Annotated in this window: 13 protein-coding genes; 7 read left to right on the forward strand and 6 right to left on the reverse strand. The window is 75.3% G+C overall.

Going from position 1 to position 14,614, the window contains the following annotated elements:
- Nucleotides 1-88 precede the first annotated feature (88 nt).
- Nucleotides 89-880 (reverse strand): methyltransferase domain-containing protein, encoded by a 792-nt coding sequence (locus tag CHF16_RS29730; protein WP_089329464.1) that lies wholly within the window; start codon nucleotides 878-880, stop codon nucleotides 89-91.
- 151 nt (nucleotides 881-1,031) lie between these two features.
- Nucleotides 1,032-1,238: a hypothetical protein gene (locus CHF16_RS29735; RefSeq protein WP_089329465.1), complete on the reverse strand. Its 207-nt coding sequence runs from the start codon at nucleotides 1,236-1,238 to the stop codon at nucleotides 1,032-1,034.
- 311 nt (nucleotides 1,239-1,549) lie between these two features.
- Between CHF16_RS29735 and CHF16_RS29740 the strand changes: the two genes are divergently transcribed.
- The 3 genes from CHF16_RS29740 (at nucleotide 1,550) to CHF16_RS29750 (ending at nucleotide 4,017) form a co-directional block, all read left to right on the forward strand.
- Nucleotides 1,550-2,752, forward strand: a complete 1,203-nt coding sequence (locus tag CHF16_RS29740) for a sensor histidine kinase (RefSeq protein WP_245869503.1) — start codon at nucleotides 1,550-1,552, stop codon at nucleotides 2,750-2,752.
- Between the two features lie 99 nt (nucleotides 2,753-2,851).
- The gene (locus tag CHF16_RS29745; protein ID WP_245869505.1) at nucleotides 2,852-3,184 is read left to right on the forward strand and encodes a hypothetical protein; all 333 of its coding nucleotides are present in this window, start codon (nucleotides 2,852-2,854) and stop codon (nucleotides 3,182-3,184) included.
- A 152-nt stretch (nucleotides 3,185-3,336) separates the two neighbouring features.
- Nucleotides 3,337-4,017: a DUF4328 domain-containing protein gene (locus tag CHF16_RS29750; protein ID WP_089329467.1), complete on the forward strand. Its 681-nt coding sequence runs from the start codon at nucleotides 3,337-3,339 to the stop codon at nucleotides 4,015-4,017.
- A gap of 66 nt (nucleotides 4,018-4,083) precedes the next feature.
- Here CHF16_RS29750 and CHF16_RS29755 read toward each other — a convergent pair whose 3' ends face one another.
- The 3 genes from CHF16_RS29755 to CHF16_RS29765 all read right to left on the reverse strand — a co-directional run bounded on the left by CHF16_RS29755 (nucleotide 4,084) and on the right by CHF16_RS29765 (nucleotide 8,072).
- Nucleotides 4,084-7,416 (reverse strand): DNA polymerase III subunit alpha, encoded by a 3,333-nt coding sequence (locus tag CHF16_RS29755; RefSeq protein ID WP_089329468.1) that lies wholly within the window; start codon nucleotides 7,414-7,416, stop codon nucleotides 4,084-4,086.
- Nucleotide 7,417: 1 nt separating this feature from the next.
- Nucleotides 7,418-7,693: a DUF6504 family protein gene (locus CHF16_RS29760; protein WP_089329469.1), complete on the reverse strand. Its 276-nt coding sequence runs from the start codon at nucleotides 7,691-7,693 to the stop codon at nucleotides 7,418-7,420.
- Nucleotides 7,694-7,799: 106 nt separating this feature from the next.
- Nucleotides 7,800-8,072 carry a hypothetical protein gene (locus CHF16_RS29765; RefSeq protein ID WP_245869507.1) on the reverse strand — a complete coding sequence of 91 codons (273 nt, stop codon included), beginning with the start codon at nucleotides 8,070-8,072 and terminating at the stop codon, nucleotides 7,800-7,802.
- Nucleotides 8,073-8,368: 296 nt separating this feature from the next.
- On the opposite strand from CHF16_RS29765, the gene CHF16_RS29770 reads away from it, so the two are divergent.
- The 4 genes from CHF16_RS29770 to CHF16_RS41020 all read left to right on the forward strand — a co-directional run bounded on the left by CHF16_RS29770 (nucleotide 8,369) and on the right by CHF16_RS41020 (nucleotide 13,549).
- Nucleotides 8,369-9,049, forward strand: coding sequence for a TetR family transcriptional regulator (locus CHF16_RS29770; RefSeq protein WP_089329471.1), 681 nt, complete (start codon nucleotides 8,369-8,371; stop codon nucleotides 9,047-9,049).
- Between the two features lie 112 nt (nucleotides 9,050-9,161).
- Complete coding sequence (locus tag CHF16_RS29775; protein WP_089329472.1) at nucleotides 9,162-10,124, forward strand: quinone oxidoreductase family protein; 963 nt, start codon at nucleotides 9,162-9,164, stop codon at nucleotides 10,122-10,124.
- A gap of 69 nt (nucleotides 10,125-10,193) precedes the next feature.
- Nucleotides 10,194-11,585 (forward strand): DUF4389 domain-containing protein, encoded by a 1,392-nt coding sequence (locus tag CHF16_RS29780; protein ID WP_089329473.1) that lies wholly within the window; start codon nucleotides 10,194-10,196, stop codon nucleotides 11,583-11,585.
- 182 nt (nucleotides 11,586-11,767) lie between these two features.
- A complete protein-coding gene (locus CHF16_RS41020) occupies nucleotides 11,768-13,549 on the forward strand; it encodes a serine/threonine-protein kinase (protein WP_218826901.1) in 1,782 nt (593 codons plus the stop codon).
- 32 nt (nucleotides 13,550-13,581) lie between these two features.
- On the opposite strand, the gene CHF16_RS29790 is transcribed toward CHF16_RS41020, so the two are convergent.
- Nucleotides 13,582-14,538: an alpha/beta hydrolase gene (locus CHF16_RS29790; RefSeq protein WP_089329474.1), complete on the reverse strand. Its 957-nt coding sequence runs from the start codon at nucleotides 14,536-14,538 to the stop codon at nucleotides 13,582-13,584.
- Nucleotides 14,539-14,614: the final 76 nt, after the last annotated feature.

Genomic DNA, 14,614 nt, shown 5'->3' on the forward strand with positions numbered 1-14,614 from the left:
ACTCCACGGTCCAGGCGATGGAAGTGCTCACTCACCGGCGGCTACCAGGCACCGAGTCTGTCAGCAGTGGCCGACCCGGCAGCTCCCATTAGGCGCGGCAGATCACCTCGCCGTGGGTGACCGCGAACCACCCGTCGTCGGCGGCGGCCCATTCCTTCCAGCCCGCGTAGACGCGTTCCAGGTCGTCGCGGGTCGCGTGGCCGCCCGCCACGGCGTGGTCGGCCACCGACGACCTGACCATGCGGCCGCCCCAGGACTCGCTCCACCACTCGCGCTCCTCGGGGGTGGCGTAGCACCAGCATGAGGCGGACGCGGTGACGTCGGTGAACCCGGCCGCGCGCGCCCAGGAGACCAGGCGGCGGCCGGCGTCGGGCTCGCCGCCGTTGCCGCGGGCCACCTTGTAGTAGACGGGCAGCCAGGCGTCCATGCCGGGCGGGTTCGGGTACCAGGCCATGGCGCCGAAGTCGGCGTCGCGCGCGGCGACGATCCCGCCGGGCCGGGTGACGCGGCGCATCTCCCGGAGGGCCTGGACGGGGTCGGCGACGTGCTGCAGCACCTGGTGGGCGTGGACGATGTCGAAGGCGCCGTCCGGGTAGTCCAGCGCATGGACGTCGGCCACCGCGAACTCGACGTTGGCCAGGGCGGCGGTGCTCTTGCGCGCCTCGTCCAGCACGGACTCGGCGGCGTCGGCGGCGACGACGCGGCCGGGGGCCACGCGCTCGGCCAGGCCCGCGGTGATCGTGCCGGGGCCGCAGCCGACGTCCAGGACGGACAGGCCGGGACGCAGGTGCTCGATCAGGTAGGCGGCGGAGTTCTCGACCGTGCGCCACTGGTGCGAGCTCAGGACGCTCTCGTGGTGGCCGTGGGTGTAGGCCGGCATGGGGATCACCTCTCTAGTCTCGGTGCCCCGACCGTACGCCTACTTCTCATACTCTGAGAACTCAATATCAATATATGAGATGACCGGGCAGAGAGAAAGGGGACCGGGACGATGCCCGATCCCCTTTCCGACGGCCTTCCAGGTGGTGCGGTCAGGCCGCCACGGCGACGCGGCGGGCCGGTGCGGGCTGCGGGCGCAGGGGCAGGGCCTCGACCGCGGCCAGCGGCGGCGCGGGGTCGGCGTAGGCGTTCAGCGTCGCATGGGAGAGCTCGGTGAGCCACGGCTCGACGATGGTCCGCTCGGCGGGCCCGTCCAGCCGCGGGCGGGAGAGATGGAACGTGCCGGTCGCTGCGCTCACTGCCAACACCCCTTCCTTGACCCGGCGGCGCCCGCGCCTGTGCGGGTGCCACCGTCCGTCACATACCCCTGGTACGCGATTACAAGCCACTCGGTTCGACACCTGTTCCCGGATGTCTCCCAAATCACAAGGTCAACGCTACGCGGCACCTCTGACATTCTCGAACCTTTATTCGAGCCGCCGGGGCGGGCGCCGGCGCCGGTGATCACGGAGCGCGACGGCAGGCCGGGGCAGACCGAGGGCGGAACGGGGCAGGGATCAGCCGCAAGGCTGATCCGCCGGGTCCGCCGCAGGCCGTACCCTGCATCACCGTGAGCGACGCAGGGACGGGGCTGGACCGCATCCACTCGGTGGGCGGCTGCTTCATGCGCGCCGCGTACCTGGGGTTCGCGGGGCTGTTCCTGCTGGGCTGCCTGGTCTCGGTGGTGCGGGACGTCCCCACCCTGTGGCTGCTCGCCGTCGCGGCCGTCGCCAGCGTCGCGGCCGTGGCGGGCCGGATCGTCCCGTGGGCGGTCGCGGCGGGCGCGCTGTCGGCGTCCAGCACCCTGTACCTCGGGCTGGCGGTCCGCCCCGACTACACCGCGCCGAGCGTGCTCGCGGAGGTCGGCGGGCTGCTGATCGTCATCGCCCGGACGATGTGGAAGGCGCGCCGCGAGCACCTCGTCCCGCTGGCGGCGCTGCTCGGCACCGCGGTCCTGGCGACGCCGCTGCGCTGGTCGGCGGTGGCCGGGGCACTGGTCAGCGCGCCGCTCGGCATCACCGTGTCGATCGCGCTCGGCATCGGCCTGTACCTGCGCGCCCTGGACGCCCGGCGGGCCCGGTCGCTCGCGGCGGCGCGCCGCGACGAGCGGCTGGAGCTGGCCCGCGACCTGCACGACTTCGTCGCCCACCACGTGACCGGCATCGTCGTCCAGGCGCAGGCGGCGCGGTTCGCGGCGCAGGCGGGCGCGGGGCAGTCGCCGGACGACCTGGACCGCATGTTCGGCGGCATCGAGAAGGCCGGCACCGAGGCGCTGACCTCGATGCGCCGCATGGTCGGCCTGCTGCGGGACGCGCAGCACGTCGACGCGCCGGACGGGGACGCCCGCCCGGACCGGAGTGCCGCCACCCGCCCCGTCGGCGACCTCGGCGGGCTCCGCGACCTCGTCGCCGGGTTCGCCCATCCGCCCGCGACGCTGACGCTCGCGCCCGACCTCGGCACGCTGCCTCCGGAGGTCGCGGCGTCGGCGCACCGGGTGGTGCAGGAGGCGCTGACCAACGTCCGCAAGCACGCCGCCGACGCCGCGAGCGTGCGGGTCACGCTCGGGCGGGCGGGCGGCGACGTCGAGGTGGCGGTACGGGACGACGGGCGGGGCCGCGGCCGGCGGCTGCCGTCCGGCGGGTTCGGGCTCACCGGGCTGGCGGAGCGGGTCGGGGCGGCGGGCGGCCGGCTGCGCGCGGGCCCGTGCCCCGGCGGCGGCTGGGAGGTCGTCGCGGTGCTGCCGGCCGGGGAGCGGCGGCCCGGCGGGAGCTGACAGAATCGGCCGGGAACGCGCTCGGACGAGAGGTGCTCGGGGGAGGCACTCGGGGGGAGGAACGCGGCGCTGGCACCGGAATCGCTGAACGGGCTGCCCGTGGCCGTCCTCGTCGTCTGGGCGCTGTGCGCCGCCGGATGGGGCGCCGTCCTGGCGGGGCTGCGCCGCGGCCTGCACGGTCCGGCCCGGGGCCCGGCGCTGTTCGCGCACACCGCGACCCCGGCGGGCGCCGTCCTGCTCTGCGCGCTGGTCGGCTTCGGCTCGCTGCACGCGACGATCGCACTGGCCGCCGAATGGTGGGGGCTGCTGGCGGTGACGCGGTTCCGGCCGGAGCGGCTGCTGTCCACAGGTGGCCTCGGCCGGCTCGCCGCCTGGGCCGCCGTCACCGCGGCCTTGGCCTACGCCGCCACACGGTTCGTGTTCCCCATGTGACGATCCGGTGAGACCCCGAACCCGCGTTGGGCCGCGCGAGTCAAACGTACGTAGTATCCGAAGCAACGGGCGGCAAAGGCCGGCGACCCGCGAGGGCCGGCGGACGAGGACCGGGTGACGGCGAGCGGGCCATGAGACCAGGGAGGTGGACCATGCCGTGCGCGCTGTGCGGCGACATCATCCCGACAGAGGTCGACCGCTGCCCCGGATGCGGCGCGTGGGCGCGCCGCCGGGACTTCCGCGCGGTCGGCGTGGCCGTGTTCATGCTGCTCGGCTTCAACGCCTTCGTCGCGCTCGGCTCGGGGATCAGCCTGCTGCGGCTCGCGCACCCGCTGCGCGGGGCGACGCACGACAGCTACGACGCGGCGGCCACCGGCCGGGCCCTCGCCCCCTACGCGGACGTGTTCACGATCGCCGCGATCATGGCCGGGGTGACCGGGCTGCTGTACCTGACCTGGCTGTGGCGGGCGTTCCGGCAGTCGCCGGGGCCGCACCGCCACCACCGCTCGTGGGTGCTGCTCGGCTGGTTCCTGCCCGTCGTCAACCTGTGGATGCCGCCCCGGATGGTCTACGAGGTGTGGGTGAACAGCGGCCGGTACCGGACCACCGAGCGCCAGGCGGCCGGGCTCGTCGTGGCGGCCTGGTGGTGCTGCGCGCTGCTCGGCCTGCTCCTCGGCCGCGCGTTCACGCACGGCAGCGTCGACACCCTCGCCGAGGCGCGCTTCGACGTCCACGTCGGCGTCGCCGCGGCCGCGTTCCAGGCGCTGGCCGCCGCCCTGTGCATGGCCACCGTCTTCCAGATCACCCGCCTCCAGATCACCCGCGACGCCTAGACCCCGCGCCTCGGCCCCACCGCCCCGGCCCCACCGCCCCTGCCCCAGCGGCCGGGGCCCGCGCGGTCAGGAGCCCGAGGAGCCGGGGCTGGCGTGCCAGAGCGCGGCGCGGGGCGGGCGCTTGACGGCCGGGCCCGCGTGGCCGATGTCGGAGTACGGCGACATCGCGAACCCCGTCGGCTGGACGATCCGGCGCCCCACCGGGCGGCCCCGCGGCGCGGCGCCCCGCAGCGCGGCGCGGAGGGCGTCCGGCCCGCCGCGGCGCCACTCCTCGTGCAGGGCGGCGAGGTCCCAGCAGGCGTTCGCGGTGATCGAGACGGCGGTGTCCCCGGCATGGCGGACCCGGCCCCGGGCGACGAGCAGCCAGGAGCCGAACACGGTGGCGGCGCACCGGTCCTGCACCGACTCGAAGAACGTGAGGTCGACGGGGCCGGTCGCGTCGTCCAGCGTGGCGAAGATGACCCGCTGCCCGGACCGCACCGCCGGGGTCTGCGTGGCGACCTTCACCCCGGCGACCAGCACCTCGCTGCCGGCGGGGCGCCCCGGCAGGTCGGCGGCGCGGACGACGCCGAGCGCGGCGAGCAGCCCGGCGTAGAAGGTCAGGACGTGCCGGCTGACGTCCATGCCGAGGATCTCCAGCTCCGCCTCCACGACCTCGGCCGGCGTCATCGGCGGCAGCTCCCCCGCCGGGATCCGCTCGGCGAGGTCGAGCTCCGCCCCGTCGTCGCCGGCGAGGGCGAGCTGCCCCGCGACCGGGGCCGTGCGGGCGGTGGCCCGGTCGAGCGCGCCGACCCGGCAGAGCAGGTCGCGGCGCGGGACCCGGTCGTGGACGGCGTCGAACGCCCCGGCGAGCACGAGCCGCTCGGCGGTCGGGCGGGACACCCGGGCGCGGCGCCAGAAGTCGCCCAGCGACGTGTACGGCCGCTCCTCGACGATCCTCTCGACCTCGGTCTCGGAGATGCCCTTGACCTCGCTCAGCGCGACCCGGATCCCGGCCGGGCCGCCCGCCGAGACGGGCTCGGCGTGCCAGGCGGCGGCCGACCGGTTGACGTCCAGCGGCAGGATCGGCACGCCGAAGTGCCGCGCGTCGTCGAGGATGACCCGCTTGGGGTACATGCCGGGGTCGTGGGTGAGGACGCCCGCGTAGAAGGCGGCGGGATGGTGCCGCTTCAGCCACGCCGACTGGTAGGTGGGCAGCGCGAACGCCGCCGCGTGCGCCTTGCAGAAGCCGAACGCGCCGAACGCGGTGAGCGTCCGCCAGACGCGGTCGACGGTCGGCCCGTCGTAGCCGCGCGCCAGCGCCCGCTCCCGGAACCATGCGCCGACCACGGCCTGCCCCCGCTCGTCGCCGAGGCTCCGCCGCGCAGCCTCCGCCCGCGACAGCCCGCACCCGGTCATGGCGTCGATGACGCGGAGCACCTGCTCGTGGAACACGACGACGCCGAGGCTCTCCCGCAGCGCCGGCTCCAGGTCGGGGTGCGGGTAGGCGGGCTCGCGGGTCCCGGCGCGCGCCTCCAGGAACGGCGACACCATGTCGGAGTTCACCGGGCCCGGCCGGAACAGCGAGATGTCGATGATCAGGTCGTCCATGTCGCGGGGCTGGAGCCGGCCGATCAGGTCCCGCTGGCCGGGCGACTCGATCTGGAAGCAGCCGAGCGTCCGGGACGTGCGGATCAGCGCGAACGTCTCCGGGTCGTCGCGCGGGACGTCCTCCAGCACGATCCGCTCCCCCGTCACCCGCGCGGCCTCCGCGACCGCGTGCGCCATCGCCGACTGCATCCGGACGCCGAGGACGTCCAGCTTGAGCAGCCCCATCGCCTCGACGTCGTCCTTGTCGAACTGGCTCATCGGGAACCCGACGGCGGCCTGCTCGACGGGCGTCCGGTCGCGCAGGGACGGGTTCGACAGCAGCACGCCGCACGGGTGCATGGCGATGTGGCGGGGCAGGCCGTCCAGCCGCTCGGCGATCCGGAACAGCACCTCCAGCCGGCCCGCCGCGAGGTTGCTCTGCCGCAGCTCGGGCAGGTCGTCCAGCGCCGTGCGGATCTGGCTCGCCCGGATCCGCGGGAACGCCTTGGCGATCGCGTCGATCTCGGCGGGCGGGAGCCCGAGGGCGTTGCCGACGTCGCGGAGCGCGCTGCGCGCCCGGTAGGTCTCCATCATCGACACGCAGGCCGTGCCGTCGGCGCCGAACCGGTCGAACAGCGCCCGGTACGCCTCCAGCCGCCGCGCCGACTCCACGTCCAGGTCGATGTCGGGCAGCCCCTCGCGGCTGTCGGCGAGGAACCGCTCCATGAGCAGGCCGTGCCGCAGCGGGTCGAGGTCGCCGATGCCGAGCAGGTAGTTGACCAGGCTGCCCGCACCCGAGCCGCGGATCGCGCAGCGGATGCCGCGCTCCCTGATCAGCGCGGCGGCGTCGGCGACGGTGAGGAAGTACGGGGCGAGGCCCTTGCGGGCGATGACGCCGAGCTCGGCCTCCAGCCGCGCGGCGGCCCGCGCCGAGCCGGTGAGGCCACGCCGGTCCATCCCGTCCGCGCACCGGGCGAGGAGCCGCGCGTACGGGTCGTCGCCGGCGGCGGGGAGGTGGACGTCGTCCATGCCGAGGTCGCGGCCGGGGTCGAGGACGCACCGCTCGGACAGCCGCCGCGTCGCCGCGAGCAGCGCGTCCGCCTCCTCGGCGCCGCAGGCCAGCTCCGCCGCCCGGCGCATCTGCGCGGCGGACTTGAGGTAGGCCTGCCCGGTCTGGTCGTCCAGGTGCCGCCGGTCCAGCGGGACGAGCTTGCGGGTCACGTCCAGCACCTGCGCGACCGGGTGGTCGGCGGGCTCCAGGTAGCGGACGGCGTTGCCGAGCACCGCGGGCACCCCGGCCGCGCGGGCGAGCGCCAGCATCCGGGCGGCCCGCGGCCCCTCGCCCCGGCCGTGGTGGTTGACGATCTCCACCGCGGTCTCGGCGGTGGCGCGCCAGGCGTCCAGCCGCGCCGCCGCGGCGTCGGGGCGCCGTCCGGCGACGGCCCGCCCGACGTCGGAGGACGGGCCGAGCAGCACGATCAGGCCCTCGGCGTGCGCGCCGACCATCTCCCGCGTCACCACGGGGTTCCCGCGCTCGCCCGCCGCGTGCGCCGCCGACACCAGCCGGCACAGCGACCGCCACCCGGCCCGGCCCTCGGCGAGCACCACGATGCGCTCCTCACCGGTGGAGGCGACCCGTAGATCGGCCCCGACGACCGGCCCGATGCCCGCGTCCGCGCACGCCTGGACGTGCCGGACGGCGCCGTACAGCCCGTCGCGGTCGGTCAGCGCGAGCGTCTCCATGCCGAGGCTCGCCGCGCGCTCCGCCAGCGCCGCCGGCGGGGCGACCCCGTGGCGGAGCGAATAGCACGAAGCGACATGAATGTGCACGTCAGTCCCATACCCGGGAGAGCAGCCAGCTGTCGGCGGCCGCGTCGTAACGCAGCTCGTAGACGCCGATCTCCCTGTCCGGGGTCGCCTCGACCCGCCAGAACTCCCGCTCCCCGGTGGCCTCGCCGGCGGGCTGCTGCTCCCGCCACCAGTCACGGGTGGTGACCCAGTGCTCCAGCACCCGCCGCACGGCGTAGAGCCGGCCCCGCCAGACGAACCGGGCCGGACGCCCGTCGCTCACCCAGACCTCGACCGGATCGCCGAACACGCGTGTCATCCGCCTCCCCCTCGCGCACACCGCACGGGGGAAGGACATGCGGACGTTCGAACAGACGTTCGCCTCGGAGTCTAGGGAAGGCGCCGCCCCGGGAGCAAGGCGGGGATCAGGTCAGCAGCCGGGTCAGTTCGGCGGCGGCGCCCGCCGCGTCGGCCACGTCGGCGATCCCGCCGCCCGGCCACAGGTACGACCAGCCCTCGCCGGCGGGGGTCGCGACGACCATGACCCGGCGCCGCGTCCGCGGGCCGTAGACGGCCAGCAGCGAATCGTCCGGCCCGGCGAACCGCCACGCCAGCCCCCGGGCCTCCACCTCGCGGGCGAGCGCCGCGAGGTGACGCCGGCGCGTCTCGGCGGTCTCCCGCCCACCCACTACAGACACATCAGCCGCCTCACCAGGGTCCGCGTCCCGCATGACCTTGGGTGATCATGCGGCGACGAATGGTGACCGGCCTTCAGCATGACCGGTCGGGCGCGGCCGCGGAGGGGGAATCCGCAGAGTGGCCGGGGGTCTTTCCCACTCCCCCGGGGATGGTCCACCGGAAGCGAGTGTGCGCCGGTCACGCGGCGGACCTTCCGGCGGGCGGAACCCGTCGCGCATGCGGAGGGTGCGTCCGTGATAGAAGCCTCTGTGAAACGGGCACCCTGTGCCCATGCCAGGTAGATAGGAGCGAGCCGATGAGCGCCGTCCCCGCCGGCGACCCGTCCGGCCCCACACACGGAACCTCGTCGGCGCAGGAGCGCGCGCTCGCCGGCCTCCGCGAGCGCAAGAAGCAGCGGACCCGCCTCGCGCTCATCGACGCCGCCCTGGACCTGTTCCTGGAGAAGGGCTACGAGGCCACGACGATCGACGAGATCGTGGCGGCGGTGGAGGTGTCGCAGCGGACGTTCTTCCGGTACTTCGCCACCAAGGAGGACGTCGTCACCGGCTTCCTGGCCGAGCACGACCAGCTGCTCGGCGAGGCGCTCGCGGCCCGCCCGCCCGGGGAGCCGCCCTTCACCGCGCTGTTCGAGTCGCTGCGCGTCGTCCTGGAGACGATCGCGGAGGGCGACCCGGCGGAGAGCGGCCGGTTCCGCCGCGTCCGGCAGGTGATCGAGTCGACGCCGTCGCTGATGGCCGCGCAGCTGGCGCGCTACTCGGCGTCGGCGGAGGCGCTCGCCGCCGAGATCGCCCGGCGGCAGGGCGTGGACCCGGCGGACGACCTGCGGCCGCGGATCCTCGTCGCGTTCTACCTGGCATCGGTGAAGGTCGCGTTCGAGGAGTGCGCCCGCCGGGAGATCTGGGACCCCGGGACGGTCGCCGCCCGGGTCGAGGAGGCCGTCACCCTCGCGGGCCGCACGATGCGCGACTGGGTCTGACCGTGCGCCGGATCCGTCCGACGGCGCGCGGCCCGGCGGGCGGCGGCGGAATAGGCGCCGGCGGAACCGGGTTCTCCGTGATCGCCGGCCAACGAGCACAGCAGGAGGGCGCATGCGCGCGATCGTCATCACCCGGAACGGCGGACCCGAGGTCCTGGAGGCGGCGGAGCGTCCCGCCCCCGAGCCCGGTCCCGGCGAGATCCTGGTCGACGTGGCCGCGGCCGGCGTGAACTTCATCGACGTGTACTTCCGGACGGGCGCCTACCCGCAGGACCTCCCGTACACGCCGGGCATGGAGGGGGCCGGGACGGTCTCGGCCGTCGGCGACGGCGTGAGCGAGTTCTCGGCGGGCGACCGCGTCGCCTGGGCCGACGTGCAGGGCTCCTACGCGGCGCAGGCCGCCGTCCCTGCGGACCGTGCCGTGCCCGTCCCCGACGGCGTCACGCTGGAGGACGCGGCGGCGTCGATGCTGCAGGGCATGACGGCGCACTACCTGACCCGGTCGACGTATCCGATCCAGCCGGGCGACACCGTCCTCGTCCACGCGGCGGCGGGCGGCATGGGGCTGCTGCTCACCCAGGCGGCCAAGGCGCTCGGCGCGCGCGTCCTCGGCACGGCCTCCACCCCGGAGAAGGAGCGGCTCGCCCGGGAGGCCGGAGCGGACGCCACGATGCCCTACGAGGGTTTCGCCGAACGGGTGCGGGAGCTGACCGGCGGCGAGGGCGTCGCCGCCGTGTACGACGGCGTCGGCGCGCCCACGTTCGACGGGAGCCTGGAGAGCCTGCGGCGGCGCGGCACCCTCGCGCTGTACGGGGCGGCCGGCGGGCCGGTGCCGCCGTTCGACCCGCAGCGCCTCAACCGCGCCGGGTCGCTGTTCCTGACGCGGCCGACCCTCGCCCACCATGTGGAGGAGCGCGGCGAGCTGCTGGAGCGCGCCGCCGACGTCTACGGCTGGATCGCGTCCGGCGCCGTGAACGTGCACGTCGGGCACCGCTACGACCTCGCCGACGCCGGCGCCGCGCACGCCGACCTGCAGGCGCGGCGCACCACCGGCAAGCTCCTGCTGATTCCCTGACCGGTCCGCCGGGCACCGCGGGCTCCCTTAGGCTGGGCGCTGAGACGATCACGGAGGAGCCCGCCCCCCATGACGACGACCGCCGCCGTCCCGCTGGAGCAGGACGAGCCCCGTGTCCTCGGCCCCTACCGCCTGCTCGGGCGGCTCGGCCGGGGCGGCATGGGCACCGTCTACCTCGGCGCCGAGCCCGACGGCCGGCGGGTCGCGGTGAAGGTCGTCAACCGCGACCTCGCGGGCGAGCCGGCGTTCCTCGCCCGGTTCCGCCGCGAGGTGACCGCCGCGCGGCGCGTCCACCGGTTCTGCACCGCGCCCGTCATCGACGCCGAACTCGACCAGGACCCGCCGTACATCGTCACCGAGTACATCGACGGGCCGACCCTGGAGAAGGCCGTCGGGGAGAAGGGGCCGCTGCCCGGCTCCGACCTGGAGGGCATCGCCGTCGGCGTCGCCACGGCCCTCGCCGCCATCCACGGCGCCGGGATCGTGCACCGCGACCTCAAGCCCGCCAACGTGCTGCTGTCGTCCACCGGGCCGCGCGTCATCGACTTCGGCATCGCCCGCGCCCTCGACGCCCCCGACGGGCCCACCCGCACCGGCCAGTTCGTCGGCACGCCGTCCTACATCGCGCCCGAGGTGCTGCGCGGCGAACCGGTCGAGCAGGCGTCGGACGTGTTCGCGTGGGGCTGCGTCGTCGCCTACGCCGGGACGGGCCGCCCCCCGTTCCGCGGCAAGACGGTCGCGGAGACGTTCCACCGCATCGGCCACGGGGAGCCCGACCTCGCCGGCCTCGACCCGCGGCTGCGCGAGGTCGTCGCCGCCGCGCTCAGCAAGGACCCCGCCGCCCGGCCGACCGCGCGGCGGCTCCTCACCCGCCTCGTCGGGCAGGAGCGGGCCGACCCGGCGCGGGCCGCCGAGACGATCTCGATGTCGTGGCGCGGGCCGCATCCGGCCGCCGAGGCCGCACCCGCCGAGCCCGCTCCGGCCGAGGCCGCACCCGCCGAACCGGCTCCCGCCGAACCGGGCCCGGCCGCCGCGCCCGCACCGGCCACCGGACCGCCCGCGGCCGCGGAGCCGCGGCCCGTCCCCGAGCCCGTCCCGGCGCGGGAGGCGGAGCCGGAGGCGGGGACGGCCTCGGGGACGGCGGCGGGCGCGGAGACCGTGACGGTCGATCTGCCGTTCCCCGCGCAGTGGCGGGGCCCGAGGCGCTGGTTCACCCTGCTCAGGGGCCTGCTCGTCCTCCCGCACCTGGTCGTCATGCTGGCCATGTACGCGCTGCTGGTGATCGTGATGCTGCTCAGCTGGCTGGTGATCCCGTTCACCGGCCGCTACCCGCGCCCGCTGTACGGGCTGGTCGTCGGCTGCCAGCGGTGGTCGAACCGCGTCATCGCGTACGCGTTCGGGCTCACCGGCGAGGCGCTGCCGCCGTTCCGCGCCCTTCCGCGCGCCCGCCGAACCCGCTGACGCCGTCCCGCGTCCAACTCCCCGTGCGAGATCCCCGTGCGAGACATCCCCGTGCGACGCGCCCGTTTCCGTGAGGCCCGTTCGCCGAGCACCGCTCGGCGAGCCGGGACACACCGCTAGGGTCTACGGAAGACTCCCCGAACGATTCCTCCAGATTCCCCCGATTTCCCGTCAGGATCACGATGACCACGCACGCAGGAGAGAACGGTGAGGCCCTGCGCCCCGAGGACCCCGCGGAACTCGGCCCCTACCGGCTGATCGGACGCCTCGGCCGCGGCGGCATGGGCACGGTCTACCTCGGCGAGGACGCCGGCGGGCGCCGCGTCGCGGTGAAGGTGATCAACCGGGAGCTGGCCGGCGAGGGCTCGTTCCGGGAGCGGTTCCGGCGCGAGGTGACGGCGGCGCGGCAGGTCCGGCGGTTCTGCACCGCGCCCGTCATCGACGCCGAGCTCGACCGCGACCCGCTGTACGTCGTCACCGAGTACATCGAGGGCCCGAGCCTGGAGCGCGCCGTCGCCGAACGCGGCCCGCTGCCCGGCTCCGACCTGGAGGGCATCGCGGTCGGCGTCGCCACGGCCCTCGCCGCCATCCACGGCGCCGGGATCGTGCACCGCGACCTCAAGCCCGCCAACGTGCTGCTGTCGTCCACCGGGCCGCGCGTCATCGACTTCGGCATCGCCCGCGCGCTCGATGCCTCCGACGGCCCGACCCGCACCGGCCAGTTCGTCGGCACGCCGAACTACCTGCCGCCCGAGCTGCTGCGCGGGGAGCAGGTCAGCCCCGCGTCCGACGTGTTCTCGTGGGGCTGCGTCGTCGCCTACGCCGGGACGGGCTCGGCGCCGTTCGCGGGCAACACCGTCCCGGAGATCTTCTACCGGGTCGTGCACGAGGAGCCGAAGCTGGACGGGCTCGACCCCGGCCTGCGGGACGTCGTCGCCGCCGCGCTCGACAAGGACCCGCGCCGCCGGCCGTCCGTCCAGGAGGTCCTCGCGCGGCTCGTCGGCAACGGCACGACCGACCCGGCGACGCTCGCCGAGACCGTCCAGGCGGGCTGGCACGGCCCCGCCGCGGGAGCGATGGGCGCCGGAGCGATGGGGGCGGGTGCCGCGGGAGCGATGGGGGCGGGAGCCGCCGGGGCGCCCCGGCCGCCGTCCGCCACGTCCACCGCGCCGACGGCGTTCCAGCAGCCGCCGACCGCCATGCACGGCGCCGACACCACCCGCCGCGACGGCCGCTCCGGCCCGCCGCCGGGCGGGGGCCTTCCCCGCAACCCGCTGCTCATCGGCGGCGCGGCCGTCGCCGCCGTGCTGCTGCTCGCCGTGCTCGTGTTCACCGTCTTCCGCTCGGACGGCCCGCCCGACAACCTGGCGACCGCGTTCAGCGACGCGTTCGCCGACTCCGCGTCCGGCTGGGGCGACACCTACGACAAGACCTACGGCTACGCCGACGGCAAGTACCGGATGCAGACCAAGGACTCCACCGGAGTGGTCGCGCGGTGGGTGCCGAAGGACAAGCGGGAGGACTTCCCCGTCCGGATGCTCGCGACCGTCACGGTGTCGGTCGAGCAGAGCCCGCCGGACGGCATGTTCGGCATCCTGTGCCGGGGCGACGAGGACGGCAAGAGGCAGTACATGTTCCTCATCCGCAACGACGGCAAGGGCGCGGTGCTCCGCAAGGTCAACGGTGACCTCGGCACGAAGGACCTCGCCGGCCCCGACTCCGTCCCCGGCTACGACGCCGGGGAGCCGAACAAGGTGCAGGCCGCCTGCGAGAGCGACGGCAAGGAGGGCGCGCCGGTCCGGCTGCGGCTGTGGGTGAACGGCGACGAGGTCATCGACGAGAAGGACACCGACCAGCCGCTCGGCAACGGCTGGGTCGGGCTCCAGGCCGAGCGGGGCGGCAACCCCGCCGAGCAGATCGTCGCCGACTTCGACGACTTCGACATGTCGAAGATCCTCGACTAGGGCCGCTCGGCGGGCGCTCGGGCCCCGCGGGCTCAGCGGGCGGGCAGGTAGCCGTTCGTCCAGCGGGCCAGTTCCTCGAACACCCGGGTCCTCGCGGGCTCGGCCGACAGCACCAGGTCGTGCAGGCCGTCCTCGATCCGGACGAGCGTGACGTGGCGCCCGATCCGGGGCGCGTACCGGGCCATGTGCTCGACGTCCAGCACGGCGTCGGCGCCCGTCACGTCCACCGTCCTGCGGGACGGGCGGACGCTCCGCGTCGACGCCATGACCAGGACCGGCACGTCCACGTCCAGGCCCCGGTGCAGCCGGAGCTGCCCGCGCCGGACGGCCGCCAGCCACGCCGCCCGCACCGGGAACCCGAGCAGCGGCTTCCAGGCGAGGTCGAACTCCCACTCCCCGCCGTGCTCGCGGTGGATGCTGCGCGGGTACAGGTCGGACACGCCCGCCGGCAGCTTCGCCTTCGGGAACCGCGCCCGCAGCGCCCGCGCCAAGCCCGCGCCGGTCTTGCGCAGGACGAGCGGCTCGGCGAGGTCGAAGAACGGGCTGTTGAGGAACAGGCCGTCCACCAGGCCCTTCCCCTTCACCCGGTCGGCCCACAGCGCGGCGATCAGCCCGCCGGTGGAGTGGCCGTTCAGCAGCAGCGCGTCGTGGCCGTCCACGTCCCGGATGATCCGGACGGCCTCCCCGATCTCCGGGAAGTAGTCCGAGAGGCTCTCGATGTAGTTCGGCGTCTGGTGCGGGCGCAGCGACCGTCCGTACTTGCGGAGGTCGAGCGCGTAGAAGTCGAAGCCGAGGTCCAGGTAGAAGTCGGCCAGGTGCTTCTGGAAGAAGTAGTCGACGAACCCGTGCAGGTACAGCACCGCCCGGCGGGACGGGTCGGTGCCGCGCCGCCGCACCAGCGTCGCGACCACCTCGCCCTCGGCGTCGCGGCCCATCGGCAGCTCGATCGCCTCGTAGCCGGGGCCGAGCACGTCGTCCGTCACGTCCACGCTTTCCTCCCGAGACCCTTCCGCAGGGTCTCAGCGTACGGGCGGCCGGGCGGCCGGCGGCCCCCGCGGCCCCGGC

The sequence above is a fragment of the Actinomadura meyerae genome (assembly GCF_900188445.1).
In the GTDB taxonomy this organism is placed as follows: Bacteria; Actinomycetota; Actinomycetes; order Streptosporangiales; family Streptosporangiaceae; genus Spirillospora; species Spirillospora meyerae.

Excerpts from the sequence above, each read along its gene's own strand:
- CHF16_RS29730 (WP_089329464.1), bottom strand. The coding sequence starts at position 880 with ATGCCGGCCTACACCCACGGCCACCACGAGAGCGTCCTGAGCTCGCAC.
- CHF16_RS29750 (WP_089329467.1), top strand. The coding sequence starts at position 3,337 with ATGCCGTGCGCGCTGTGCGGCGACATCATCCCGACAGAGGTCGACCGC.
- CHF16_RS29760 (WP_089329469.1), bottom strand. The coding sequence starts at position 7,693 with ATGACACGCGTGTTCGGCGATCCGGTCGAGGTCTGGGTGAGCGACGGG.
- CHF16_RS29770 (WP_089329471.1), top strand. The coding sequence starts at position 8,369 with ATGAGCGCCGTCCCCGCCGGCGACCCGTCCGGCCCCACACACGGAACC.
- CHF16_RS29775 (WP_089329472.1), top strand. The coding sequence starts at position 9,162 with ATGCGCGCGATCGTCATCACCCGGAACGGCGGACCCGAGGTCCTGGAG.
- CHF16_RS29780 (WP_089329473.1), top strand. The coding sequence starts at position 10,194 with ATGACGACGACCGCCGCCGTCCCGCTGGAGCAGGACGAGCCCCGTGTC.
- CHF16_RS41020 (WP_218826901.1), top strand. The coding sequence starts at position 11,768 with ATGACCACGCACGCAGGAGAGAACGGTGAGGCCCTGCGCCCCGAGGAC.